This window comes from Halomonas getboli (genome assembly GCF_023094245.1).
In the GTDB taxonomy this organism is placed as follows: Bacteria; Pseudomonadota; Gammaproteobacteria; order Pseudomonadales; family Halomonadaceae; genus Halomonas; species Halomonas getboli.
Window position 1 is genome coordinate 314,832 of sequence record NZ_JALMEW010000004.1, and the last position, 23,068, is coordinate 337,899.

The 23,068-nt window shown below is 69.6% G+C and carries 24 protein-coding genes; 8 read left to right on the forward strand and 16 right to left on the reverse strand.

Features of this window, described 5'->3' with window-relative positions; translation table 11 throughout:
* Window positions 1-23 precede the first annotated feature (23 nt).
* The 4 genes from MYL53_RS10795 to zwf all read right to left on the reverse strand — a co-directional run bounded on the left by MYL53_RS10795 (window position 24) and on the right by zwf (window position 3,648).
* Window positions 24-467, reverse strand: a complete 444-nt coding sequence (locus MYL53_RS10795) for a hypothetical protein (protein WP_247853840.1) — start codon at window positions 465-467, stop codon at window positions 24-26.
* Window positions 468-755: 288 nt separating this feature from the next.
* Window positions 756-1,418 carry a bifunctional 4-hydroxy-2-oxoglutarate aldolase/2-dehydro-3-deoxy-phosphogluconate aldolase gene (locus tag MYL53_RS10800; RefSeq protein WP_247853842.1) on the reverse strand — a complete coding sequence of 221 codons (663 nt, stop codon included), beginning with the start codon at window positions 1,416-1,418 and terminating at the stop codon, window positions 756-758.
* Between the two features lie 29 nt (window positions 1,419-1,447).
* Entirely contained in the window at window positions 1,448-2,113 is a 666-nt protein-coding gene (gene pgl, locus MYL53_RS10805; RefSeq protein ID WP_247853844.1) for a 6-phosphogluconolactonase, read from the reverse strand.
* Window positions 2,114-2,139: 26 nt separating this feature from the next.
* Window positions 2,140-3,648, reverse strand: a complete 1,509-nt coding sequence (gene zwf / locus MYL53_RS10810; RefSeq protein WP_247853846.1) for a glucose-6-phosphate dehydrogenase — start codon at window positions 3,646-3,648, stop codon at window positions 2,140-2,142.
* A gap of 229 nt (window positions 3,649-3,877) precedes the next feature.
* Between zwf and MYL53_RS10815 the strand changes: the two genes are divergently transcribed.
* Window positions 3,878-4,741: a MurR/RpiR family transcriptional regulator gene (locus MYL53_RS10815; RefSeq protein WP_247853847.1), complete on the forward strand. Its 864-nt coding sequence runs from the start codon at window positions 3,878-3,880 to the stop codon at window positions 4,739-4,741.
* 161 nt (window positions 4,742-4,902) lie between these two features.
* On the opposite strand, the gene MYL53_RS10820 is transcribed toward MYL53_RS10815, so the two are convergent.
* The 5 genes from MYL53_RS10820 to MYL53_RS10840 all read right to left on the reverse strand — a co-directional run bounded on the left by MYL53_RS10820 (window position 4,903) and on the right by MYL53_RS10840 (window position 9,369).
* On the reverse strand, window positions 4,903-5,778 hold the full coding sequence (locus tag MYL53_RS10820) for an SMP-30/gluconolactonase/LRE family protein (RefSeq protein WP_247853849.1): 876 nt from the start codon (window positions 5,776-5,778) through the stop codon (window positions 4,903-4,905).
* Complete coding sequence (locus MYL53_RS10825; protein ID WP_247853850.1) at window positions 5,775-6,386, reverse strand: 2-dehydro-3-deoxy-6-phosphogalactonate aldolase; 612 nt, start codon at window positions 6,384-6,386, stop codon at window positions 5,775-5,777. Before MYL53_RS10825 ends, MYL53_RS10820 begins: the two co-directional genes overlap by 4 nt.
* A 16-nt stretch (window positions 6,387-6,402) precedes the next feature.
* The gene (locus MYL53_RS10830; protein ID WP_247853852.1) at window positions 6,403-7,383 is read right to left on the reverse strand and encodes a 2-dehydro-3-deoxygalactonokinase; all 981 of its coding nucleotides are present in this window, start codon (window positions 7,381-7,383) and stop codon (window positions 6,403-6,405) included.
* Window positions 7,384-7,394: 11 nt separating this feature from the next.
* Window positions 7,395-8,543 (reverse strand): galactonate dehydratase, encoded by a 1,149-nt coding sequence (dgoD, locus tag MYL53_RS10835; RefSeq protein WP_247853853.1) that lies wholly within the window; start codon window positions 8,541-8,543, stop codon window positions 7,395-7,397.
* Window positions 8,544-8,619: 76 nt separating this feature from the next.
* Window positions 8,620-9,369 (reverse strand): FadR/GntR family transcriptional regulator, encoded by a 750-nt coding sequence (locus tag MYL53_RS10840; RefSeq protein ID WP_247853855.1) that lies wholly within the window; start codon window positions 9,367-9,369, stop codon window positions 8,620-8,622.
* 183 nt (window positions 9,370-9,552) lie between these two features.
* On the opposite strand from MYL53_RS10840, the gene MYL53_RS10845 reads away from it, so the two are divergent.
* The 3 genes from MYL53_RS10845 to MYL53_RS10855 are packed head-to-tail and all read left to right on the forward strand — an operon-like array spanning window position 9,553 to window position 12,670.
* Window positions 9,553-10,407, forward strand: coding sequence for a putative selenate ABC transporter substrate-binding protein (locus MYL53_RS10845; RefSeq protein ID WP_247853857.1), 855 nt, complete (start codon window positions 9,553-9,555; stop codon window positions 10,405-10,407).
* Window positions 10,407-11,162, forward strand: coding sequence for an ATP-binding cassette domain-containing protein (locus MYL53_RS10850; protein WP_247853859.1), 756 nt, complete (start codon window positions 10,407-10,409; stop codon window positions 11,160-11,162). The genes MYL53_RS10845 and MYL53_RS10850 overlap by 1 nt, the downstream gene beginning before the upstream one ends.
* Window positions 11,159-12,670 carry a PhnE/PtxC family ABC transporter permease gene (locus MYL53_RS10855; protein WP_247853860.1) on the forward strand — a complete coding sequence of 504 codons (1,512 nt, stop codon included), beginning with the start codon at window positions 11,159-11,161 and terminating at the stop codon, window positions 12,668-12,670. Before MYL53_RS10850 ends, MYL53_RS10855 begins: the two co-directional genes overlap by 4 nt.
* A 97-nt stretch (window positions 12,671-12,767) precedes the next feature.
* Here MYL53_RS10855 and MYL53_RS10860 read toward each other — a convergent pair whose 3' ends face one another.
* The gene (locus MYL53_RS10860; protein WP_247853862.1) at window positions 12,768-13,130 is read right to left on the reverse strand and encodes a RidA family protein; all 363 of its coding nucleotides are present in this window, start codon (window positions 13,128-13,130) and stop codon (window positions 12,768-12,770) included.
* Window positions 13,131-13,416: 286 nt separating this feature from the next.
* Here MYL53_RS10860 and MYL53_RS10865 point away from each other — a divergent pair, with 286 nt between their 5' ends.
* Genes MYL53_RS10865 through MYL53_RS10880 form a run of 4 tightly spaced genes read left to right on the forward strand, consistent with a single transcriptional unit; the run spans window position 13,417 to window position 15,883 of the window.
* Window positions 13,417-13,698, forward strand: a complete 282-nt coding sequence (locus MYL53_RS10865; RefSeq protein ID WP_247853864.1) for a BufA1 family periplasmic bufferin-type metallophore — start codon at window positions 13,417-13,419, stop codon at window positions 13,696-13,698.
* Window positions 13,699-13,749: 51 nt separating this feature from the next.
* A complete protein-coding gene (bufB, locus tag MYL53_RS10870; RefSeq protein WP_247853866.1) occupies window positions 13,750-14,622 on the forward strand; it encodes an MNIO family bufferin maturase in 873 nt (290 codons plus the stop codon).
* Window positions 14,619-15,416 carry an HvfC/BufC N-terminal domain-containing protein gene (locus MYL53_RS10875; protein ID WP_247853867.1) on the forward strand — a complete coding sequence of 266 codons (798 nt, stop codon included), beginning with the start codon at window positions 14,619-14,621 and terminating at the stop codon, window positions 15,414-15,416. The genes bufB and MYL53_RS10875 overlap by 4 nt, the downstream gene beginning before the upstream one ends.
* On the forward strand, window positions 15,413-15,883 hold the full coding sequence (locus MYL53_RS10880) for a DoxX family protein (protein WP_247853868.1): 471 nt from the start codon (window positions 15,413-15,415) through the stop codon (window positions 15,881-15,883). The genes MYL53_RS10875 and MYL53_RS10880 overlap by 4 nt, the downstream gene beginning before the upstream one ends.
* Here MYL53_RS10880 and MYL53_RS10885 read toward each other — a convergent pair.
* The 6 genes from MYL53_RS10885 to MYL53_RS10910 form a co-directional block, all read right to left on the reverse strand.
* On the reverse strand, window positions 15,865-17,052 hold the full coding sequence (locus MYL53_RS10885; protein WP_247853870.1) for an MFS transporter: 1,188 nt from the start codon (window positions 17,050-17,052) through the stop codon (window positions 15,865-15,867). The two genes, MYL53_RS10880 and MYL53_RS10885, sit on opposite strands and share 19 nt — an antisense overlap.
* Window positions 17,053-17,121: 69 nt before the next feature.
* The gene (locus MYL53_RS10890; protein ID WP_247853872.1) at window positions 17,122-17,976 is read right to left on the reverse strand and encodes a universal stress protein; all 855 of its coding nucleotides are present in this window, start codon (window positions 17,974-17,976) and stop codon (window positions 17,122-17,124) included.
* Window positions 17,977-18,065: 89 nt separating this feature from the next.
* Window positions 18,066-18,413 carry a putative quinol monooxygenase gene (locus MYL53_RS10895; RefSeq protein ID WP_247853874.1) on the reverse strand — a complete coding sequence of 116 codons (348 nt, stop codon included), beginning with the start codon at window positions 18,411-18,413 and terminating at the stop codon, window positions 18,066-18,068.
* Window positions 18,414-18,485: 72 nt separating this feature from the next.
* The gene (locus MYL53_RS10900) at window positions 18,486-19,976 is read right to left on the reverse strand and encodes a SulP family inorganic anion transporter (RefSeq protein ID WP_247853876.1); all 1,491 of its coding nucleotides are present in this window, start codon (window positions 19,974-19,976) and stop codon (window positions 18,486-18,488) included.
* A 614-nt stretch (window positions 19,977-20,590) separates the two neighbouring features.
* Window positions 20,591-21,361: a slipin family protein gene (locus MYL53_RS10905; RefSeq protein ID WP_247853877.1), complete on the reverse strand. Its 771-nt coding sequence runs from the start codon at window positions 21,359-21,361 to the stop codon at window positions 20,591-20,593.
* A gap of 77 nt (window positions 21,362-21,438) precedes the next feature.
* Entirely contained in the window at window positions 21,439-22,950 is a 1,512-nt protein-coding gene (locus tag MYL53_RS10910) for an NfeD family protein (protein ID WP_425591752.1), read from the reverse strand.
* Window positions 22,951-23,068 lie beyond the last annotated feature (118 nt).

A 23,068-nucleotide genomic window follows, 5' to 3' on the forward strand; every position in this document is an offset into this window, starting at 1 on the left:
TCCTCGTTTGTACCGGGAACAAACTACTTCACATGCACCGCCAGACACTCGCGTAGCTGGCTGCACTCCTGCTGCTTGTGACGGGCGAAAGCCAGCAGGGCCGTCTCGAGCTCCGGCGTGGCGTTGGTGTCCAGCAGCAGACGCGACAGCCGGCTAGCCTCGTCGGCGGCGTCCAGCGCCTCCGTCAGCGCCTGGTCGACGCCCATGGCCTCGACCGGGGGAATCGCGGGCGTTTCGTCGCGGCTGACGCAGGCGCTCAGCTCCATGCGCTCGGCGGCCTGGGTCAGTGCCTCGAGCTGCTGCTCGCATTCGGCGCCGAGATCGGCCACCACGCGGCTGATGTCGGCGTGACGCCTGGCCAGCGCCCGGGCGAGCCGGCGGTAGCGCTGCAGATCCCGACTCTCGAGGCCACTGGCGAGGGTCAGCCGATCCTGGGCAAGCAGGGTAAGCGGGGCGATATCGTTCATGGGTCGCTTCCTCGTGTTGTCGAAAGGACTGGCGCCGCGACGCAGGCGACGTCATCCAGACAAAGCAAGCGGCGGGCCAACTTTTTCCAACCTCTCCATCACGCTGATTTCACGTGACCAAGACGTATGTCGATACCCCGGGAGCACGGGCAGCGCACCGCCGTGGACGCGGCACGTGCTCTCCCGCCTGCCCGTGGTGCACCACAAAAAAGCCCCGGCCGCGAAGGCCGGGGCACAAGGACAGCCAATGGCTGTCGAGAGAGAACCCGATGGGCTCGATAAGGAAACTCAGTGGTGGAAGCGCTCCGCGGCCTCCTGGGCCAGCCGGCGGATGGCATTCCAGTCCTCGGCCTCGACCAGCGACTTCGGCGTCAGCCAGGAGCCGCCCACGCACATCACGTTGGGCTGCGACAGATAGTCGCCGGCGTTGTCGAGGCTGATGCCGCCGGTCGGGCAGAAGCGCGCCTCGGAGATCGGGCCGGCGAAGGCCTTGAGCGCCTTGACGCCGCCGCTGGCCTCGGCGGGGAAGAACTTGAAGCGGCGATAGCCGTACTGCCAGCCGATCATCAGCTCGGAGACGGTGGCCACGCCGGGCAGCATCGGCACCGGGCTTTCCACGCCGTAGCGATAGAGCGCCTCGGTGGTGCCCGGGGTCACCACGAAGTCGGCGCCGACCTGCTCGGCCTGGCGATACTGGGCCGGCGTCAGCACGGTGCCGATGCCGACGCTGGCCTGGGGCAGCGCTTCCTTGATGCGGCGGGTGGCTTCCAGCGCGCAGTCGGTGCGCAGGGTCACCTCGAGCACGCTGAGGCCGCCCTCGACCAGGGCGGTGGCCAGCGGCACGGCATCTTCCACGCGCTGGATGGCGAGCACCGGGATCACCTCGGCCTTGAGGCAGATGCTGTCGATCTCGGTGGTGCGGGTGGAAGGCAGCTGTTTGTCGATGGTCATGGTCATGGCTCCAGAAAGGGGTCCGGGGCTCAGGGCGCCCAGTAGATGCCGAGCGGGCCGGCCAGGAAGGCGCGGATCGGCAGCGCCCGGGTGTCGTCGCCGGCCAGGGCACGGCCCAGCACCGCGCGCTTCTCCTCGCCGGTAATGTGCAGGAAGTGGCGCGGGCAGCGGTGCAGCCGGTCGGCGCTCAGGGTGATACGCGGCTGGGGCTGGCTCGGCGTGCGCACCGCTACCACCGAATCGGCGGTGGACAGCGCCAGGCCGAGCTCCTGGCTGTCGGGGAACAGCGAGGCGGTGTGGCCATCGCCGCCCATGCCCAGAATCACCACGCTGGCCGGCCAGGTCAGGGCCGCGAGGCGCTCGCTGACCTCGGCCACGCCCTCCTCGGGCGTGGCGGCGGCGCTGGTCAGCGGCACGAAGGTGGCCGCGGCGGCCGGCCCCTGAATCAGGTGGGCGCGCACCAGGCGGGCGTTGCTGTCCTCGGCATCCTCGGCGACCCAGCGCTCGTCGGCCAGGGTCACGTCGACGCGGGACCAGGGCAGCTCCATGGCGGCCAGGGCCTCGAAGAACGGCACCGGGGTGGAACCGCCGGACACCACCAGCAGGGCGCGCTCGCGCTCGGCCAGATCGGCCCTCAGGGCCTCGGCCACGGCCTCGGCGAGCTGCCGGGCCAGTTGCTCACGGGATTGGCTCATCTCAATCGTCCTCGTTCCTGCCGGTCTCAGTAGTCTTCATACCAGCTGCGGCCGTCCTGAGTGATCATGGCAATGGAGGCCACCGGCCCCCAGGAGCCGGCCGGGTAGCGGCGCGGCGGCTCGGCGCGGTTGTTCCAGGCCTCGATCAGGCTGTCGCACCACTGCCAGGCGTGCTCGACCTCGTCGCGGCGCACGAACAGGTACTGCTGGCCCTTCATCACCTCGAGCAGCAGGCGCTCGTAGGCGTCCGGGATCCGCGCCTTGGGGAAGGCGCTGTTGAAGTCCAGATGCAGCGGGCCGCGGCGCAGGCGCATGCCCTTGTCCAGGCCGCTGTCCTTGGTCAGCACCTCCAGCGCGATGCCCTCCTCCGGCTGCAGGCGGATCACCAGCTTGTTGGCGGCCAGATCGCGCTGGTCGGGATCGAAGATGTAGTGCGGCTGCTGACGGAAGTGGATGACGATCTGCGACATCTTGCTCGGCATGCGCTTGCCGGTGCGGATGTAGAACGGCACGCCCGCCCAGCGCCAGTTGGCCACCTCGGTCTTCATCGCCACGAAGGTCTCGGTGTGGCTCGAGGTGTTGGCGCCCTCCTCGTCGAGGTAGCCCGGCACGGACTGGCCGTCGATGGTGCCGCCGATGTACTGGCCACGCACCACGTCGCGCCCCAGCATCTCGTCGGAGAACGGCTTGAGCGCCTTGAGCACCTTGACCTTCTCGTCGCGGATGGCGTCGGCGTCGAGGTTGGCCGGCGGATCCATGGCGATCAGGCACACCAGCTGCAGCAGGTGGTTCTGTACCATGTCGCGCAGCTGGCCGGCCTCGTCGAAGTAACCCCAGCGCCCTTCGATGCCGACCTTCTCGGCCACCGTGATCTCCACGTGGGAGATATGGTTCTGGTTCCACTGAGTGCCGAACAGCGGGTTGGCGAAACGCAGCGCGATCAGGTTCTGGACCGTTTCCTTGCCCAGATAGTGGTCGATGCGGTAGATGCTCGACTCGTCGAACACCGCGCCGATGGCGTCGTTGACCTCGGCCGAGGAGGCGAGGTCAAAGCCGATCGGTTTCTCCACCACCACGCGGCTCGTGGCGTCGAGGCTGCCGCTGGCGTCCAGATTGCGACAGATGTCGCCGTAGATCTTGGCACCCACCGACAGATAGACCACCATCGGCTGCTCGGCGCCCTGGCGCCATTCGCGGATGCCGGCATAGCCCTCAGGCTTGGTGAAGTCGAGCTGCAGGAAGTCGAGTCGCGCCATGAAGCGGGCCAGCGCCTCGCGGTCGAGCTCCTCGGCCTTGACGTAGGTCTTGAGGGACTTCTCGACGCGCGCCTTGAAGGCGTCGACGTCCAGCTCCTGACGGGCCAGCCCGAGCAGCCGCGTGGCGGGATCGAGCAGCCCCTCGCGCTCCAGATGGAAGAGCGCCGGGAAGAGCTTGCGCTGGGCCAGATCGCCGAGCGCACCGAACAGGGCCAGATCGATTGCCGTGCCGAAATCGCCGAAGGAGCGTCCTTCCTGGGGCCGCTTGTGTTGGCTCATGACCACCCTCATCTGGTTAAATTAACAAAATACTAGCCTATTGCGCCGACCATCTCCAAAAAATTCTGTAAATTTACTACTAATTATGGAGAGGCCCGAGCGGTCACGGCTGGCCGTTACCCGCCCGCGCGCGCTAGGATAGTGGACATAATGTAGTTAAATCACCACATCATATCGACACACCGGCGGCGACCGACGCCGCTACCGCCTCACGGAGACTCCCTCGCGCATGGTCAGTCACGATCTGCTGGACCGCATTCGCCGTCGCCTCGATGAGCTCAACCGATCCGAACGCAAGGTCGCCGACGTCATCCTCGCCGACCCGACCGCCGCCACCAGCATGAGCATCGCCAGTCTGGCCCATGCGGCTTCGGTCAGCGAGCCCACGGTCAACCGCTTCTGCCGCAGCTTCGACGCCAAGGGCTATCCGGACTTCAAGATCAAGCTGGCACAGAGTCTGGCCGGTGGCACGCCCTATGTCAGCCAGGCGGTGGAGCCCGGCGATGCCGCGGCCGAGTACACCGGCAAGATCTTCGGCGCCACCATCGCGGCGCTGGACATCGCCCGGCGCGAGGTCGACCCGGCACGAGTCGAACGGGTGGTCGACTACCTGACCCAGGCCAAGCAGCTGCATTTCTTCGGCCTGGGCGCCTCGGGCGCCGTGGCCCAGGACGCCCAGCACAAGTTCTTCCGCTTCAATATCCCGGTGTCGGCCTATATCGACGTGCTGATGCAGCGCATGATCGCCGCCGCCTGCCACACCGGCGACGTGGTGGTGATCCTGTCCTACACCGGCCGCACCCGCGAGCTGGTCGACATCGCCCAGCTGGCGCGCAACAACGGCGCCGTGGTGCTGGGCATCACCGCGCCAAACTCGCCGCTGGCCGACGAGTGCACCGAGACCCTGGCGGTCTCGGCGCCGGAGGACACCGATCACTACATGCCGATGACCTCGCGCATGATCCAGCTGGCGCTGATCGACGTGCTGGCCACCGGCGTGACCCTGCGCCGCGGCGAGGATTTCCTGCCCCACCTGAAGAAGATCAAGGACAGCCTGCGCGAGACCCGCTATCCGATGGGCGACGCAGGCTGAGGGCTATCCCTACCACGACACAGCCCATCCGGGGACAAGCTGGCGCGAGGGGTTTTTGACAAGGATGTCAAAAGTAGCGCCCAGGGAAGGGTTCACAGCGCCCTCGCATAAGCTTGTCGCCGGAGAGCTCCTCCCATTCGTCGTTTCCCGGCGCTAAAGCCTCACCCCAGACGCAGCGTCGGCTCGGCGAGCCCCGGCACCGCAAGATCGGCGACGAACAGGTCGCCGGCCCCGGGCTCGCGGGCCCGCTGCGCGGCGCTCATGCCCTCGCGAGCGGTGGTGATGTAGAGCGAGGCCAGCCCCGGGCCACCGAAGGCCGGGCAGGAAGGCTGGGAAGTGGGAAGGGAAATGGCGTCAATCTCGCGGCCCTCGCGGTCCAGGCGCACCACCTTGCCGGCGCCCCACAGCGCCAGCCACATGGCACCTGCCGCGTCGATCACCGCGCCGTCGGGATTGCCCTCACGCCGAGTGAAGTCCACCCAGGGCTCGGGTTCCCCGACCGGCCAGCCCTCGGCGTCCAGCGCCCAGCGATAGACGATGCCGCGCGCCGTGTCGGCGAAGTGGGCGACCTCGCCCCGGGGCGAGAAGCAGATCGCATTGGGAATGGTCAGCCCGCTTCGGAGCCGCGAAAGCTCGCCGCGATGCAGCCGGTAGAGGCTGCCCGCACCGTCCTCGGCGCCCCTGCCCATGCTCGACAGCCACAGGCTGCCGTGACGATCCACCCGCGCGTCGTTGCTGCGGGTGACGGGGTTGTCGGCCTCGAAGCCCATCAGCCGCTCGATGGCGCCGGAGGCGGGATCCAGGCGGCTCAGGCGATCCTCGCCTACCACCAGCATCCCACCGTCGTCCAGCGGCGCGGCCAGCGAGGCCATGTGATCGAGGTCGAACACGCCGCTCTCGCCGCTTGCCACCTCGACCCAGTGCAGCCGCTGGCCGAGGATGTCGCACCACACCAGGCGGCCGGACGCGGCGTGCCACTGGGGCCCCTCGCCCAGTTCGCAGCCGCTGGCCGCCGCCACACGCACCACATCGTTCATACTGCCGGACCCGCGGCCTGCCAGGCCTCGACCAGCTGGCGCGCCCGCTCGCCGACCTCGTCGGCGCCGAGGCCCGGCTTGTAGAGGGCGCTACCGAGGCCGGCGCCGTCGACCCCGGCAGCCCGCCACTGGGCGAAGTTGTCGACGCCGATGCCGCCCACGGCATAGAGCTCGGCGCCCGCCGGCAGCACCGCGCGCACCGCCTTCATGCCCTCGAGGCCGACCTGCACCGCCGGGAACAGCTTGAGCGCCGTGGCGCCGGCGTCCAGGGCGTCGAAGGCCTCGGAGGGCGTGACGATGCCGGGATAGGACGCCATGCCCAGCCGGCGGGTCTCCTCGATCACCGCCGGGCGGCAGTTCGGCGACACGATCAGCCGGCCGCCGACTGAATGCACGTCGCGCACCTGCTCGGGCGTCAGCACGGTGCCGGCGCCCACCGCGGCGCGATCGCCCAGCGCCTCGACCAGGCGCCGGATGCTCTCCAGCGGCTCGGGGGAGTTCAGCGGCACCTCGAGGCGGTCGAGGCCGGCGGCGAGCAGCGCCTCGCCGACGTCGACGGCCTCGTCGGGGGTGATGCCGCGCAGGATACCGATCAGCGGAAGGGACATGGGACGAGACTCCTGTTCAGTCATGGTCAGGGACAGCGGACGCGAGGGCGGTGTGGGCCAGGCCGAGGCCGGCCAGCACCGCGCGCCGGTTGGCGATGATCTCGCTCGAGTAGCCCAGCGCCGAGAGCGCCAGGGCGTAGCGGCGGCATAGCGCCTCGCCGCCGATCAGCCGCACGCTCTGGCCCGCGTCGAGATCACGGCAGGCACCGGCCAGCTCCAGGCCGATGGCGAGCCCGGAGAGCCTGGCCGCCAGCACGGCGCCGCGGGCCTCGCCGGCCGGCAGGGCGTCGTCGAGCAGGTCCATGGCGCGCAGCCCGAACAGCGTCCGGGTGAAGGCCTCCGGCGCGGCGGCCGCCTCGGCCACCGCGGCGCTGAAGGCCTCGCGGCAGGCCGCGTCCTCAAGATCGTCCTCGGAGAGCGAGTGGGCCAGCACGGAGCGTTCGGCCAGCAGGCGATAGAGCTCGCCGGTCAGGTAGGTGTGGAAGCCCTGCACGCGGCCGTCTTCGAGCGTCGCCCACTTGGCGTGGGTGCCGGGCAGGCAAACCAGGCCGGAGACGCCGGGCGCGAGGGCCGCGAGCCCCGCGAGCTGGGTCTCCTCGCCACGCATCACGTCGAAGCCGCCGGCGTCCGCACCCTGGCACAGGCCGGGCAGCAGGCGCACGTCGAGGCGAGCGTCCTCGACGGCCGGGCGCACCGCCCCCTCGGCCAGGGCGTCGAGCGCGGTGGGCACCGGCCGGTACGGCGCCTCGCGCCAGCCCTGACGGGCGCCGGCCATGCCGCAGACCAGTACCGTGACGCGGCCCTGGGTGGGCAGCCAGTCGCCGATGACGGCCAGCAGGGCCGGCTCATAATCGGCCGGGGACAGGCCCAGCATGCCGCGGGCGGCCTCGGCCTCGGCCAGCACCTCGCCGCCCGCGCCCAGGGCCCAGGCGCGCAGGTTGCTGGAGCCCCAGTCGACGGCGACCCAGGCCAGCCGCGTGGAAATCGCTTGCGTCATCTCGGCCTCGCTTACCATTCGGCGATGGAGCCGTCGTCGTGGGTCCACACCGGGTTGCGCCAGCGATGGCCCACCTTGGCGCGCTCCTCGACGAAGGCCTCGTCGATCTCCACGCCCAGCCCCGGCCCCTGGGGAATGGCGCAGAAGCCGTCCTCGATGCCGAGCGCCGACTTGTCGACCAGGTAGTCGAGCACGTCGTTGTCCTTGTTGTAGTGGATGCCCATGCTCTGTTCCTGGATGAAGGCGTTGTGGCTGACCGCATCCACGTGCAGCGAGGTGGCGAGCGTCAGCGGCCCCAGCGGGCAGTGCGGGGCCATGGCCACATCATGGGCGGAGGCCAGGGCGGCGATCTTCAGGCCCTCGCTGATGCCGCCACAGTGCGAGAGATCGGGCTGGACGATGTCGATCATGCCGTCGGCCAGCAGGTCGCGGAACTCGAAGCGGGTATGCAGGCGCTCGCCGGTGGCCAGCGGATAGCCGAGCCCGCCGGCGATGTGCTTGAGGCAGGGCAGATGCTCGGGGGCCACCGGCTCCTCGACGAACATCGGGTGGAAGGGTTCCAGCTCGCGCAGCAGCGCCTTGGCCATGGGCCGATGCACGCGGCCGTGGAAGTCGATGCCGATGCCGACGTCCGGACCCACCGCCTCGCGGGCCTCGGCGACCCGCGCCACGGCCTCGTCGACCTTGCGATGGCTGTCGACGATCTGCAGCTCCGGGGTGCCGTTCATCTTGAAGGCGGTGAAGCCCTGGTCGACCAGCGCCCTGGCGCCCTCGCCCACGTCGCTCGGCCGGTCACCGCCGGTCCAGGCATACATGCGCATCTTGTCCCTCACGGCGCCGCCCAGCAGCTGGTGCACGGGCACGCCCAGGTCGCGGCCCTTGAGGTCCCACAGCGCCTGGTCGATGCCGGCGATGGCGCTCATCAGGATCGGCCCGCCGCGGTAGAAGCCGGCGCGGTACAGGGTGTTCCACAGGTGCTCGATGCGGTGCGGGTCCTGGCCGATCAGGTAGTCGGACAGCTCGTGGACCGCAGCCTCGACGGTGGCGGCACGCCCCTCGATGACCGGCTCGCCCCAGCCGTAGACGCCCTCGTCGGTCTCGATCTTGAGAAACAGCCAGCGCGGCGGCACCTGCCAGGTCTTGAGTCGGGTGATCTTCATGGAAAACTCCTTTCTGAAAGCATGAACGGTCAAGCGGGAACGGCCGCCGCAGGGCGACCGCGGATAATCCGTCGACTCAGTCGGCGCGGGCGCCGGTCTCGGTGTCGACGCCCAGGTCGCGGGCGGTGCGGCCCAGCACCTCGCGGGCGGCCCGAGCGGCGCGCGGCCCGTCGCCGCCCTTGATCGCCTCGAGCACCGCGCCGTGGCGCTCAAGGCTGTCGCCGAGGCCGTCGTCGCCGCGGGCGGGACGCTGGGAGTGCTGCACCAGGGCCAGGATCGACGGCCGCAGCAGGTGGCCCATCTGGCGCCAGATCAGGTTATGGCTGGCCTCGTAGATGGCCTCGTGGAAGGCCACGTCGTACTCCACGTGCTGACCGGCCTGCTCCGAGGCGTCGGCGGTCGCCGCCATGCCGCGAAAGGCCGCTTCGAGGCGGGCCAGGTCGTCGGGACCGGCGGCGCGGGCGGCCAGCTCCGCCACCACCGGCTCCGCGGAGTAGCGAAAGGCCAGCAGTTCGCGCACCAGCTGCGGCTGGGGATGCGCCAGGCCGACCAGCCAGTCGCTCATCTGCGGGTCGAGCAGATGCCAGTCGCCGACCTCGCGCACCCGGGTGCCGCGCCCGGCAGTGCGCTCGAGCAGGCCGGCGGCGGTCAGGCTGGCCAGGGCATTGCGCACCAGGTTGCGGCTGACGGCGCAGCGGGCGGCGATGTCCAGCTCCTTGGGGAAGACGTCGCCGGGCTGCCAGTCGCCGCCCAGCAGCGCCCGGGCCAGTCGCCGCGCCAGCGCATCGGCATCGCCCTGATGCGGGCCCAGTGCCTCGAGACTCATCGATCGCTCCCCATGGCTGAGTGACGCCAGCGCAAAATGTCTGACATTTATCGCCAGAGTGTAAGCCCAACCATACCCCCGCGTCATGCGCCTTTGGTCCAATGGCTCCCGGTCGACGGACTTGCCATGCCCGCCACCAGCCACAACAATAGCCCCCTTCCGATTCCTTCCAGGAGACCGCCCATGCGCTGGATCGCCGCTTCCGCCGCCGCCCTCGCCCTGTTCACTCAGGGTGCGGCCGCCGACACCTTCCGCTTCACCGCCATTCCCGACGAAGACCAGTCGCGGCTGGTCGAGCGCTTCTCCAAGGTCGCCGACTACCTCGAGGAGAAGCTGGACGTGGACGTGGAATACGTGCCGGTGAAGTCCTACGGCGCGGCGGTCACCGCCTTCCGCAACGACCAGGTGCAGCTGGCCTGGTTCGGCGGCCTGTCCGGCGTGCAGGCGCGCCGTCTGGTGCCGGGCTCCCAGGCCATCGCCCAGGGCGCCGAGGACGCGGCGTTCAAGACCTACTTCATCGCCCATGAGTCGACGGGGCTGAATGCAGGGGACGAATTGCCCGACGCGGTCGAGGACATGAGCTTCACCTTCGGCTCGCGCACCTCCACCTCCGGGCGCCTGATGCCTGACTACTATCTGCGTCAGCGCTTCGACGAGGCGCCGGATGAGGTTTTCTCACGGGTCGGCTTCTCCGGCGACCACACCCGTACCATCTCGCTGGTCGAGGCCGGCACCTACCAGCTGGGCGCGGTCAACTACGCGGTGTGGGACGCCGCGGTGGAGGACGGCCGCGTCGACACCGACAAGGTCAAGGTGATCTGGTCCACGCCGACCTATCCGGACTACCAGTGGACCATTCGCGGCGACGCCGACGAGCGCTTCGGCGACGGCTTCTCCGACAAGGTGCGCGAGGCGCTGCTGGAAATGGACGAGCCCGAGCTGCTCGACAGCTTCCCGCGCTCGGCCTTCATCCCCGCCGATAACGCCATGTACGCGCCGATCGAGGACGTGGCGGAAGCGCTCGGCCTGCTGCGCTGATGAGCCAACCGAGCGAGACCCTGGTAACGCTCGACGGCGTCGACCTCGGCCATGGCGACCGGGTGGTGCTGCCGCAGGTATGCCTGCGGCTGGCCCGCGGCGAGCGCGTCGCCCTGCTCGGCCCCAGCGGCGCCGGCAAGTCCACCCTGCTGGCGGCGTTGCGCGCCCAGCTCGGCGGCGTGGTCGCCTGGTGTCCGCAGCATCACGGCCTGGTGCCGGGGCTCGCGGTCTATCACAACATCTACATGGGCCGGCTGGCCGAGCATTCGGCGCTGGCCAACCTGTGGAACCTGGTGCGACCGCTGCGCGGCCCCTGGGGCGAAGTGGCCGAGCTGTGCGAGCTGCTCGGCCTGGCCGAGCTGATGCGACGCCCCGTGGGGCAGCTGTCCGGCGGACAGCGTCAGCGCACCGCCATCGCCCGCGCGCTCTACCAGGCGCGTGAGGTGTTCCTCGGCGACGAGCCGGTGGCCAGCGTCGACCCGCACCAGGCGCGGCGCCTGCTGGGGCTGATCGACGAGCGCCACACCACCAGCGTGATCGCCCTGCACCAGCGCGAGCTGGCGCTGACTCACTTCGACCGGGTATGGGGCGTGCGCGACGGCCGCATCGTCATCGACGCGCCGTCCGACACCCTGACCCTGGCCGATCTCGACGCCCTCTATCCCGATGCCGAACCCCATGCGGCGAGCGACGCGGCGGCCGAGCCTGCGCTCCCCTCGCCGGAGACCCTGCCCTGCTCGCGGGGGCGCGCATGACCGCCACCACCCTGCCGCGCCGGCCCGGCTGGCTGGCCGGCCGCGCCACCGGCCCGCGCCTGGCCCGCCACACCCTGACACTGATCGCCCTGGCGGTGCTGGTGCTGCCGCTGGCCGATCTGTCGGTGGTGACCCGCGACCCCTGGGCGACGCTCGGTCGGATGATCCAGGGCCTCGCCTGGCCGGATGTCACCGCCATCGAGTCGCCCTTCCACGCCCTGGGGCTGACGGTCTCGGTGGCGCTGTGGGGCACTCTGGCCGGGGTGGTCCTGGGTTTCCCGCTGGCGCTGCTGTTCGCCCGTTCGCGGCTGGTGCGCGCCGGCTGCGCCTTCGTGCGCGCCATCCACGAGCTGTTCTGGGCGCTGCTGTTCCTGCAGGTGTTCGGGCTCTCGGCACTGACCGCCCTGGCGGCGCTGGCGATTCCCTACGCCGGTATCTTCGCCAAGGTATTCGCCGAGATCCTCGAGCAGACCCCGCGCGCGCCGAGCGACGCCCTGCCACCCGGCGTCGGGCGGCTGTCGCGCTTCCTCTACGCCGAGCTGCCGCTGGCCTGGGCCCAGCTCGCCGCCTACACCCGCTACCGCTTCGAGTGCGGCCTGCGCGCCAGCGTGCTGCTGGGCTTCGTCGGCCTGCCGACGCTGGGCTTCCAGCTCGAGACCGCCTTCCGCGAGGCCCGCTATCCGGAGGCCGGCGCCCTGCTGTGGTGCTTCTACCTGCTGATCGCCACCCTGCCCTGGTGGAGCCACCGGCGGCTGGTGCCGCTGCTGCTGGTCGGCGGCGCCTTCCTGCTCGGCCCCTGGCCGGCGGTGGACGGCGGGCTGCTGTGGCGCTTCGTCAGCCAGGACCTGTGGCCTGCGCCGCTGCTCGCCGGCGACTGGGCGGGTCTGGCCGACTGGTTCGCCAGCGTGCCCGACCTCGGCCCGGCGATCGGCCACACCCTGCTGCTGGCGCTGCTCGGCACCGTCGGCGCGCTGCTGGTGGCGCTGGCGCTGTGGCCGCTGGCCAGCCGCCACTTCGGCCACCCGGCCAGCCGGCTGGCGGGCCGCGGGCTGCTGGTGTTCCTGCGCTCGACGCCGGAGCTGCTGCTGGCCTTCGTCTTCCTGCTGCTGCTCGGGCCCTCGATGCTGCCCGCCTGGCTGGCGCTGGCGCTGCACAACGGCGCCCTGATCGCCTTCCTCGCCGCCCGCCACGCCGACGCCCTGGAGCCCGGCATGCCGGGGCTGCCCGCCTCGGGCCGGCTGGCCTACGAGCTGCTGCCACGGGTCTATCCGAGCCTGCTGGCGCTGCTCTACTACCGCGCCGAGGTGATCCTGCGCGAGACGGCGATCCTCGGCATGCTGGGCGTGTCCACCCTGGGCTACTACATCGACGAGAACTTCCAGTACCTGATGTTCGATACGGCGGCCTTCCTGCTGCTGGTCACCGCCGGGCTCAATATCGCCGTGGATGCCCTCTCGCGCCGCCTGCGGCCGCGCGAGGTGCCATTGGAAGACCCTTGCCTGCGCTGATCCGTTCGCCACGCAGTCCCGCCAACGCAAAAGGCCGACGCATCATGCGTCGACCTTTTGCGTTTCATCGCTCATGGACGCCGGGTCGAAGACCGGCTCAGGCGTCCTTCACCACCGCAGTGACGGTAATCTCGACCTTGAGCTCGTCCGCCGGCATAGGCGCACAGACGCAGGTCCGCGCCGGGGCATGGCCTTCCGGCACCCAGGCGTCCCACACGGCGTTCATGGCGGCGAAGTCCCCGCCGTCCTTGAGATAGATGGTGGCGGTCAGCAGGTGCTCGCGATCGGAGCCGATCTCGGCCAGCAGGCCGTCGACGCGGGCCAGCATGCTCTCGGTCTGCGCGGTGATATCGCCCTGGCGAGCCTCGGGGCCGGCCACCTGGCCGCACAGGTAGGCCACGCCGCGGTGGATCACGGCCCGGCTCATGCGGGCCTTGGTGTCATGGCGCTGGATGGTCATGGCATCGCTCCTGAAGTCGATAAAAAAGGCCCACGATCTTAACGCAGCACGCCGCCAAGCGGGGCGTCATGCCAACCAAAGTCTTCCGTATATAAAGTTATATAAACCAACTTTTCATCATATTGCAGAAATATCTACCACTTGGCTGGCTGCTCATCTTTTCTTTCCCTTCTTTCGATGGTGTCACGCCCGATCGCGCTGTAAGCCTTTCCCCGATGGCACGACAAAGAGGGGCGCATCGGTGCTTCGTCGCGAGGCGCATCCGACATCTCAGAGGAGAGACCCCATGAAGCGTTCCACCATGCTGGCCGCCGTGTTCACCACCGCCATCGCCCAGGCGGGTGCCATGAGCGCCGCCCAGGCCCAGGACGGAGAGGCCATGGAGAAGTGCTACGGCGTGGCCCTCGCCGGCCAGAACGACTGCAAGGCGGGCCCGGGCACCACATGCGCCGGCACCTCCACCGTGGACTACCAGGGCAACGCCTGGACGCTGGTGCCGGAGGGCACCTGCACCAGTATCGAGACGCCCCACGGCATGGGCAGCCTGAGCGAGATCGAGCGTCCCTGATGGCCATGCCGGCCCGCCATGCGGCGGGCCGGCGCTGACGAGGAGATCGCCATGTCACCGTCCCTGACGCCCCCGCTGGCGCCGACTGCCGTGGGCATCGGCTTCAAGCCACAGCATGCACAGGCGCTGCTCGCCGCCTCCCGGGCGGCGGATTTCCTGGAGCTGCACGCCGAGAACCACATGGCCGCGGGTGGTCCCGCCCGCGAGGAGCTCCTTGAACTGGCCAAGCGCTATCCGCTCTCGGTACACGGCGTGGGGCTGTCGCTGGGCGGCGCCGAGCGCCCCGACCCGGCGCACCTCGCCCGGCTGGTCGAGCTGGTGAATCGGCTATCGCCGGCGCTGGTCTCGGAGCACCTGGCCTGGAGCCGGCTCGACGGCCACTGCTACAACGACCTGCTGCCGGTGCCGCTGACCGAGGAGAGCCTGGCGCTGCTCGTCCGCAACATCGACATCGTCCAGCAGGCCCTGGGGCGCCGGCTGCTGATCGAGAACCCCAGCCTCTACGTGACGATCCCGATCAACACCCTCGACGAGGCCGACTTCCTGACCGAGCTGGTAACCCGCACCGGCTGCGGGCTGCTGCTGGATCTCAACAACGCCTATATCAGCGCCCACAACCTGGGGCGCGACCTCGACACCTACCTGGCCGCCCTGCCCTGGCACGCCGTGGGAGAGATGCATCTGGCCGGCCATAGCCTCGACACCGCCGTCGAGCCGCCGCTGCGCATCGACGATCACGGCAGCCCGGTCACCGAGGCCGTCTGGTCGCTGTATCGCCGCTGGGCATCCGCCGCCCCCGAGGCGCCGACCCTGATCGAGTGGGACACCAAGGTGCCGACCCTCGAGCGCTGGCTGGCGGAGGCCGAGCTGGCCCGCACCCATCGTGCCCGCGCCTCTCGGGAACCGACAAGGATGCCCGCATGAGCGCCCTGGCCGAGTGGCAGCGACGCTTCGCCGCCGCCCTACGCGCCCTCGATGCCGCGCCCGGCAACGACAGGGCCGCCGAGCTGGGCCGGCCCGCCGGGCTCGACGTCTATCGCAACAACGTCCGCCAAAGCCTGATCGAGGCGCTGGCCAGCGCCTTTCCCCATACCCGGACGCTGCTCGGCCCGCGCTACTTCGCCGCCGCGGCCGGCGACTTCGCCCGCGATCATCTGCCCGAGGAGCCGAGGTTGTCTCGCTACGGCGCCGGCTTCGCCGACTTCCTCGACGATCTTCCGCCGCTGGCCGGCCATCGCTACGTGAGCGACGTCTGCCGGCTGGAGCGCGCCCGGCTGGACGTCGGCCATGCCGTCGAGGCGTCGGCCCTGGACGCCGCCCGACTGGCCGAGCCTCCCGACCCGGCACGCCTGTGCGTGACGCCGCGGCCGGCCACGCGGCGAGTGCGCTGTCGCTTCGCGGTGGGTGCGCTGTGGCAGCGGCTGGAGCGGGGCGAGGCGCCGGTCGAATCCGTCGTCGCCGGCGAGGAGGACTGGCTGGCGGTACGCCGCGGCGAGCGCGTGTTGCTGACGCCCGTCGACGCCGTCACCGCCTCGCTGTATCGCAGGCTTCGGGAGCATCCGGGCGCGCACCTGGGCGACGCGCTGGCGGCAGTCGCCGAGCCCCACGGCGAGACGGCGGCCGGCGAGGCACTGGGCACCCTGCTCGGCCTCGGCGCGCTTTGCGAGCGCCATGCCGCGCCCAGTGATGACGAGCCGGATGAGGAGACCGCCCCATGAACGTCCTGCTGATGCCGCTGCGCCTCTACTATCGTCGCCTCGAGCCGGCCCTCGACCGACTGCCCGTCGATCTCGTGGCCCTGCTGGCGCGCATCGTGCTCGGTAGCGTCTTCTTCCGTTCGGCGCTGACCAAGGTCGACGGCTTCTCGATCGCCCAGAGCACCTTCTTCCTCTTCGAGCACGAGTACGCCCTGCCGCTGATCTCGCCGGTGCTCGCCGCCTGGCTGGCGACGCTGGCCGAGTTCGGGCTGTCGCTGCTGCTGTGGGCGGGCCTGGCGACGCGCCTGGCCGCCCTGGGCCTGCTGATCATGACGCTGATGATCCAGACCTTCGTCTATCCCGAGGCCTGGGTGACCCACGGCCTCTGGGCGACGGGACTGCTGACCCTGCTGCTGCGCGGCCCCGGCGCGCTGTCGCTGGACCGGCTGCTGGGCCGGTTGATGGCCCGTCAGGCGTCGGCGGCCTGACGCAGCACGCCCTGGGCCAGGCACCAGCCGCCGACCAGCAGCGTCAGCATGCCGGCCAGCACCAGCGAGAAGGAGGCCCCCAGATCCAGGGCCACGCCGAGCGCCGCCGGGGCGATGCCGGTGGAGAAGACCATGGCCGCGCTCAGGGTGGCGCGCACCCGCCCCAGGTGCTCGGCGCCCCACAGGCGCACCAGCAGGCTGGTGGCGATGGACTCCTGGGCCCCCATGGCGAGACCGCCGCCGACCATCAGCGCCCAGATCGCCAGGTGGCCACCCTGGGTGAGCGCCAGCACCAGCCCCAGCGCGAAGGGCAACAGATAGAGCCGGGCCAGGCGCACCGCCCCCAGCCGATCCACCCAGTGGCCGCCGAGCAGCGCCCCGGGCAGCTTGGACAGTCCCATGCCGGTCAGCGCCAGGGAATAGACCGCCAGCGAGCTGCCCATCGAGGCGGTCAGCTGCGCCTGGTAGATGAACAGCCCGGTCATGGCCACCGGCAGAGTCATCAGCAGCGGCAGCAGGCGCCAGAAGCGAGCGTCGCGAAACGGCCTCGGCCCCTGCGCCGCCGCGGCCCGGTCCGGCCGCGCCCCCGGCGCCTCGGGCCAGGGCGCCCGCACCAGCGTGAGCGTCCACAGCGCCGCCAGCCCCGCGGCCAGCGTCCACCACAGCTCGCGCCAGCCGAGCCACACCAGCAGCCCCGCCACCAGCGGCGGCAGCAGGGTCTCGCCGAGCATCAGCCCCATGCCGGCGAGCCCCAGGGCACGGCCGCGCAGCCCCTCGAACTCGCGCCCGGCCAGGGTGTTGCCGAGATGGCTCATCATGCCCTGGCCGCATAGCCGCACCAGCCCCAGGCCGAGCAGCCCCAGCGGCCACCAGGGCGAGGCGGTCAGCAGCAGGATGCCGATGCCCAGCGCCGCCAGGATGGCCAGCGCGAAGCGGCGCGGCGCCACCCAGTCGATGGCGGGCCCCAGGCGCAGCACGGCGAAGCCGGCGGCCAGGGTGACCAGCGAATAGGCGGTGCCGAACTCGCCGGCGGAGAAGCCCAGCCGTTCGGCGATGGGCGCCTGGAACAGGCCGACGAAGAAGCTCTGACCCAGGCTCGACGAGAACATCGCCAGCAAGGCGATGCCCAGCAGCCCCCGATGGTCCCTCAGCAGAGTGCGATAGCTCATGCATGACTCCTTGTCGCGGTGGCATAAAAAGGCCCCGCCATGGCGGGGCCCGAACGAGCGAGACGCGGCTCAGCGCAGCAGCAGCACCGGCACGCTGGCGTGGCGCAGCATCTCGGTGGTGGTGCTGCCCACCAGCAGGTGGCGGATGCGGGAATGGCCGTAGGCGCCCATCACCACCAGGTCGATGTCGTGCTCCTGCTTGTAGGCACGCAGGGTCTCCTCGACCTCGCCGGCGCGAATCGCGCCCTCGGCCTCGTGGCCGGCCTCGCGCAGGGTGGCAAGCGCCCAGTCGAGCTGGGAGCGGTTGTCGCCGGTCTCGGCGCCGACGATCACCACGTGGCAGGCGATGCCGGAAAACAGCGGGCTACTGGCCAGCAGCTCGACGCCCTTGCGCGTGGTGTTGCTGCCGTCGAAGGCGATCATCACCTTCTCGGGGCGCTTGAAGGCCTGAGGCACCATCAGGATCGGCCGATGCAGGCCGCGCACCACCCGTTCGAGGTTGGAGCCCAGGTGCTCGCTGTCCTGACCAGCTCCCCCGCCACGCTTGCCCACCACCAGCAGACGGATCTCGTCTTCCAGCTCGGCGAGGGTCTCGACCAGGGTGCCGTTGCGCTGGCGGCCAGCGGGCTCCGCGACGCCGTCCTCGACGGCTCGCTCTTTGGCCGCCTTGAGCATCAGCCGGCCCTGCTCCTGGGCGACCTTGGCGCGCTGCTCGTCGAGCTGCGAGAGCTCCTCGAGCAGGTGCTCGCGGGAGCCCAGCCCGATGTTGCCGGAGAGATCGGCCTCGGCGGTCTGCGGGTGGTTGTCGACCACGTACAGGAAGGTCAGCGGCGCCTCGAGCGCCTGACTGGCCCAGGCGGCGTAGTCGCAGACGCCCTCGGAAAACTGCGAGCCGTCGATGGCGGCCATCACCTGTTCTGTCATCTGTGTGTCCTGAAGCCGGCGTGTGTCGTTGTCGCGTCTCTGAGTTCTACCCCATCCGGCGGGCCCTGCCTAGGGCCCGCCCGTCGGGCTCAGAACCGCGGCGCGTCGAAGTCCTGGGGCTCGTCGGTGTAGACGCAGACGTTGGCGTCGGCCACGTCGCCGTCCTCGGCCTCGACCTGGGCGGAGAAAAAGGCCTGGATCTCACGGCGGTTGCAGTGCGCCTCGAAGGCCTCGCGGCTGGCCCAGATCTCGTGGAAGACGATCGGGTAGCTCTCGCCCGGGGCGTTGGGGTGATCGACGTGGCGCGTCACGGTGTACTGGAGGCAGCCGTCCTCGCGATGGGCGTTGGGCTCCAGCGCCTGCAGCGCGGCGAACACCGCGGCCTCGCGGCCGGGCTTGGGCTGGAACTGGGCGATGCAGTAGACCTTCTGTGACATGTCGTCATTCCTTGTCGCGATGTGCGGGGCCGGCACGCTCGCCGGCCCGTGCTGGTGAATGTCGGGTGCGGCTCAGTGGCCGCCCATCAGCTTCTCGACGGCTTCCGGGTCGTCGTGGATGGCGTAGCGGTCGACGATGGTGGCGCTGGCCTCGTTGAGGCCGACCAGCTCGACCTCGGTGCCCTCGCGGCGGAACTTGATCACCGCCATGTCCAGCGCCTGCACGGCGGTGATATCCCAGAAGTGCGCCCGGGACAGGTCGATGGTGACCTTCTCCACGCTCTCCTTGAAGTCGAAGGCGCGGCCGAAACGCTCGGAGGAGGCGAAGAACACCTGGCCCACCACCCGATAGACGCGGCGGCTGCCGGCATCGGCCTCCTCGACGCCGATGTAGAGGATGTTGCCGACCTTGTTGGCGAAGAACAGCGAGGCCAGCAGCACGCCGACGAACACGCCCATGGCCAGGTTGTGGGTGCTGACCGTGACCGCCACGGTGGCCAGCATCACGATGTTGGTGGACAGAGGATGCTTCTTCAGGTCGCGGATCGAGGTCCAGCTGAAGGTGCCGATGGAGACCATGATCATCACCGCCACCAGGGCCGCCATGGGAATCTGCGACACCCAGTCGGACAGGAACACCACCATGATCAGCAGCATCACGCCGGCGAACAGGGTGGACAGGCGCCCGCGACCGCCGGATTTGATGTTGATCACCGACTGCCCGATCATCGCGCAGCCTGCCATGCCGCCGAGCAGGCCGGTGCCGATGTTGGCGATGCCCTGGCCCTTGCACTCGCGGTTCTTGTCGCTCTCGGTGTCGGTCAGCTCATCGACGATGGTGGAGGTCATCATCGACTCCAGCAGGCCCACCACGGTGAGCATGATGGCGTAGGGGAAGATGATGGTCAGGGTCTCGAGGTTGAGCGGCACGTCCGGCCACAGGAACACCGGCAGGGTGTCGGGCAGCTCGCCCATGTCGCCCACGGTGTTGATGTTCAGCCCGGTCGCCATGGCCACGGCGGTCAGCACCAGGATGCACACCAGCGGCGACGGCAGCGCCTTGCCGATCACCGGCACGTAGGGGAACAGATAGATGATGCCGAGGCCCGCCGCGGTCATGGCATACACATGCCATGTCACCCCTGTTAATTCAGGAAGTTGTGCCATAAAGATCAGGATCGCCAGGGCGTTGACGAAGCCCGTCACCACCGAGCGCGAGACGAAGCGCATCAGGTCGGCCAGGCGCAGGTAGCCGGCGACGATCTGCAGCACGCCGGTGAGCAGCGTGGTGGCGAACAGGTACTGGAGTCCGTGCTCCTTGACCAGCGTCACCATCAACAGCGCCATGGCGCCGGTGGCCGCCGATATCATGCCCGGCCGGCCGCCGGCGAAGGCGATGATCACCGCCATGGAGAAGGAGGCATAGAGGCCGACCTTGGGGTCGACGCCGGCGATGATCGAGAAGGCGATGGCCTCGGGGATCAGCGCCAGGGCGACGACGATCCCCGACAGGAGATCGCCCTTGATGTTGGAGAACCATTCTTGCTTGAGGGATCGAGTCATGCTGCGGTCCAGTCGAGGGTGGTGGTTGGGCCGTAGAGGCGTCGGGGTCGTGTCGTGCGCAGCCCTTCCCGGCATCGCGAGGAGGCCGACGCCGTGGCGTCTCGAACGCGCGGTGGCGCCATGGTAAAGAGGCTGACGGTACTAGACGGGCGCGGGGCGCCCAGGACATCGGGACGATGCCCGGCCGCGATGACATCATGACGACGTCATCGCGGCCCGAATTCGGGAGGGAAATACTAGGGCGGCGTGGCCAGCCCGGAACGAGAGGGCATCACGGTATATCGGTTCCCTTGCGTTGGATCGGCGGCACCCGTCTCGGGCCGCCCGTCGGAAGCGCGCAAGTCTACCAGACACGCCGGATCGCTGCATCCGGCGAGACCCGAAGATCAACGAGGGGCGCCGGGGACAGGTCGTAGAGGAGGTGTTTGCCATGGGTGAGGCGATTCTCGCCGAACGGGTTGGCCAAGGATGGCCTGCACCGGTCCTGCAAGCGAAGCAGGATGCGAGAGCGCCGCAGGGCAAAAGTAGCGCCCACGGATGGGTTCACAGCGCCCCTCTCAGACCTGTCGACGGATCAGCCCCGAGGACACGATGGCTGTCCATGCCGCCTGCCATCACTGATTGCCCTTGTCACCGACGGCGCCGGTCATCGACTTGAAGGCGTCCAACAGGTCGATGGGCAGCGGCACCACGATGGTCGAGGCGTTCTTGTTGCTCATGTCGCTCATGGTCTGCAGATAGCGCAGCTGCAGCGCCATCGGATTCCCGGACATGACGTTGGCGGCCTCGAGCAGCTTCTTCGAGGCCTGCAGCTCGCCCTCGGCGTGGATCACCTTGGCGCGCCGCTCGCGCTCCGCCTCGGCCTGGCGGGCGATGGCGCGGATCATGCTGTCGTCCAGGTCGACGTGCTTGATCTCGACGTTGGCCACCTTGATGCCCCAGCTCTCCGCCGAGGCGTCGATGATCTCCTGGATGTCGTCGTTGAGCCGGTCGCGCTCGGAGAGCATCTCGTCGAGGTCGTGCTTGCCGAGCACCGAGCGCAGCGTGGTCTGGGCCAGCTGGCTGGTGGCGTTGACGTAGTGCTCGACCTGGATGATCGCCCGCTCCGGGTCCACCACCCGGAAGTAGAGCACCGCGTTCACCTTCACCGTGACGTTGTCCTGGGAGATCACGTCCTGCTCCGGCACGTCCATGGTGATCACCCTGAGATCGACCACCTGCATCTTCTGGATGCCCGGGATGATGATGAACAGCCCCGGCCCCTTCACCGCCTGGAAGCGTCCCAGGAAGAACACCACGCCGCGCTTGTACTCCGGCAGGATACGGATCGAGGCCGCGATCAGCATCAATACCAGCACCACCGGCACGAGATAGGAAATCAGCATGTCGTGTCTCCTTTCGGTTTCAGGAACGTATCGGTTCCCAGGGCGTATCGATCTCGGGGTCGAGACATCACGCGATATCAGGCCTCACCGACGGACGCCTCCAGCGGCTCCACCTCCACGGTGAGACCCTCGATGGCGACCACCCGCACCGTCTGGCCGCGATGCAGCGAGGCCCCGCTGCGGGCATTCCAGCGCTCTCCCCGCAGCCGTACGTGGCCCTCCCCCTGGAAGTCTTCCAGCGCCACCGCCTCGTTACCGATCAGCTCCTCCTGGCCGGTGCGCGGCGTGCGCCGGCGCAGGCCCAGGAAGCGGGTCATCACCCACAGCATCAGGCCCGCCGCCACCAGAGCCACGCCGCCGATCAGCGGCAGCGAGATATTCAGGGTATCCGCGTCCATGAGCATCACCGATCCGATCACGAAGGCCACGATGCCGCCGATGCCCAGGATGCCGAAGCTGGGCATCAGCGCCTCGCCGACGATCAGCGCCAGCCCCACCAGGATCAGCGCCAGGCCGGCATAGTTGACGGGCAACACCTGGAAGGCGAACAGCGCCAGCAGCAGGCAGATGATCCCGATGGTGCCCGGCACCAGGCTGCCGGGGTTGGCGAGTTCGAAGATCAGGCCGTAGAAGCCGATGATCATCAGGAAGTAGGCCACGTTGGGGGTGGTGATCACCTCCAGCAGCCGGGTGCGCCAGTCGGGATCGAAGCGCTCGACGACGAGATCCGCGGTCTGCAGGGTGAGGGTGCCGTTCTCCATCACCACCTCGCGGCCGTCGAGCTGGGCGAACAGGTCGTCGAGGTCCGTGGCCAGCACGTCGATGACGTTCCGCTCCAGCGCCTCCCGGGCGGTGAGGTTGACCGCCTCGCGTACCGCGTCCTCGGCCCAGTCGGCGTTGCGGCCGTGGCGATCGGCCAGCGAGCGGATATAGGCCACGGCGTCCTCCAGCACCTTGCGCTCCATGGCGGTCTCGCCGCGGCGCTTGGGCGCCTCCGTTTCGGTCGCCTGCCCGTCCTCGCTGGGCTCGACGCCGTCGCGCGTCGCCTGGGCCTCGTCGCCCTCGGTCGACGCCGGCGCGGCGGCCGACTTGTCCTTGCCACCGGACGCCGCCGGATCCTGTGCGCTCGGCTCGTCAGGCTCGCCGATGCCGGGCAGCCCGCCCCCGCCGCCGATCTGCACCGGCGTGGCAGACCCCAGATGGGTGGCCGGCGCCATGGCCGCCACGTGGCTGGCATAGAGCAGGTAGGTGCCGGCGCTGGCCGCCCGGGCGCCGCCGGGCGAAACGTAGAACACCACGGGAATCTCCGAGGACAGCATCGCCGAGATCATGTCGCGCATGGAGGCGTCGAGCCCCCCGGGCGTATCCAGCTGCACCACCACCAGACGCGCCTCGCGCTCGGCGGCGATATCCAGGCCGCGCAGGAAATAGTCGCCGGTGGCCGGACCGATGGCGCCGTCGAGGGTCATCACCAGCGCCGTGTCGCGCTGCTGCTGCGCCGCGGCATGCCAGGCGGCGATCCCGCCCAGCAGCAGGCAGGCCAGGCTGAACCAGAACAGCACGCGATGCGGCAGGGACGACCGGGACATCATGGCAACCTCGCCTCGATCTCGGAATGGGGACAGGCCATAGCGACGGAACGCATTAGGTTTTGTGCGAAAAGTCGGCGAGCGATGCACAGACAAGGCAAAAATCGGTGAAAAGACG

Excerpts from the sequence above, each read along its gene's own strand:
- MYL53_RS10840 (WP_247853855.1), bottom strand. The coding sequence starts at position 9,369 with ATGAGTCTCGAGGCACTGGGCCCGCATCAGGGCGATGCCGATGCGCTG.
- MYL53_RS10800 (WP_247853842.1), bottom strand. The coding sequence starts at position 1,418 with ATGACCATCGACAAACAGCTGCCTTCCACCCGCACCACCGAGATCGAC.
- MYL53_RS10825 (WP_247853850.1), bottom strand. The coding sequence starts at position 6,386 with ATGTCCCTTCCGCTGATCGGTATCCTGCGCGGCATCACCCCCGACGAG.
- MYL53_RS10885 (WP_247853870.1), bottom strand. The coding sequence starts at position 17,052 with ATGAGCTATCGCACTCTGCTGAGGGACCATCGGGGGCTGCTGGGCATC.
- MYL53_RS10865 (WP_247853864.1), top strand. The coding sequence starts at position 13,417 with ATGAAGCGTTCCACCATGCTGGCCGCCGTGTTCACCACCGCCATCGCC.
- MYL53_RS10830 (WP_247853852.1), bottom strand. The coding sequence starts at position 7,383 with ATGACGCAAGCGATTTCCACGCGGCTGGCCTGGGTCGCCGTCGACTGG.
- MYL53_RS10895 (WP_247853874.1), bottom strand. The coding sequence starts at position 18,413 with ATGTCACAGAAGGTCTACTGCATCGCCCAGTTCCAGCCCAAGCCCGGC.
- MYL53_RS10845 (WP_247853857.1), top strand. The coding sequence starts at position 9,553 with ATGCGCTGGATCGCCGCTTCCGCCGCCGCCCTCGCCCTGTTCACTCAG.
- MYL53_RS10910 (WP_425591752.1), bottom strand. The coding sequence starts at position 22,950 with ATGTCCCGGTCGTCCCTGCCGCATCGCGTGCTGTTCTGGTTCAGCCTG.
- MYL53_RS10905 (WP_247853877.1), bottom strand. The coding sequence starts at position 21,361 with ATGCTGATTTCCTATCTCGTGCCGGTGGTGCTGGTATTGATGCTGATC.
- MYL53_RS10815 (WP_247853847.1), top strand. The coding sequence starts at position 3,878 with ATGGTCAGTCACGATCTGCTGGACCGCATTCGCCGTCGCCTCGATGAG.
- MYL53_RS10875 (WP_247853867.1), top strand. The coding sequence starts at position 14,619 with ATGAGCGCCCTGGCCGAGTGGCAGCGACGCTTCGCCGCCGCCCTACGC.
- MYL53_RS10890 (WP_247853872.1), bottom strand. The coding sequence starts at position 17,976 with ATGACAGAACAGGTGATGGCCGCCATCGACGGCTCGCAGTTTTCCGAG.
- bufB (WP_247853866.1), top strand. The coding sequence starts at position 13,750 with ATGTCACCGTCCCTGACGCCCCCGCTGGCGCCGACTGCCGTGGGCATC.
- MYL53_RS10860 (WP_247853862.1), bottom strand. The coding sequence starts at position 13,130 with ATGACCATCCAGCGCCATGACACCAAGGCCCGCATGAGCCGGGCCGTG.
- dgoD (WP_247853853.1), bottom strand. The coding sequence starts at position 8,543 with ATGAAGATCACCCGACTCAAGACCTGGCAGGTGCCGCCGCGCTGGCTG.
- MYL53_RS10795 (WP_247853840.1), bottom strand. The coding sequence starts at position 467 with ATGAACGATATCGCCCCGCTTACCCTGCTTGCCCAGGATCGGCTGACC.
- MYL53_RS10820 (WP_247853849.1), bottom strand. The coding sequence starts at position 5,778 with ATGAACGATGTGGTGCGTGTGGCGGCGGCCAGCGGCTGCGAACTGGGC.
- zwf (WP_247853846.1), bottom strand. The coding sequence starts at position 3,648 with ATGAGCCAACACAAGCGGCCCCAGGAAGGACGCTCCTTCGGCGATTTC.
- MYL53_RS10880 (WP_247853868.1), top strand. The coding sequence starts at position 15,413 with ATGAACGTCCTGCTGATGCCGCTGCGCCTCTACTATCGTCGCCTCGAG.
- MYL53_RS10900 (WP_247853876.1), bottom strand. The coding sequence starts at position 19,976 with ATGACTCGATCCCTCAAGCAAGAATGGTTCTCCAACATCAAGGGCGAT.
- MYL53_RS10850 (WP_247853859.1), top strand. The coding sequence starts at position 10,407 with ATGAGCCAACCGAGCGAGACCCTGGTAACGCTCGACGGCGTCGACCTC.
- pgl (WP_247853844.1), bottom strand. The coding sequence starts at position 2,113 with ATGAGCCAATCCCGTGAGCAACTGGCCCGGCAGCTCGCCGAGGCCGTG.
- MYL53_RS10855 (WP_247853860.1), top strand. The coding sequence starts at position 11,159 with ATGACCGCCACCACCCTGCCGCGCCGGCCCGGCTGGCTGGCCGGCCGC.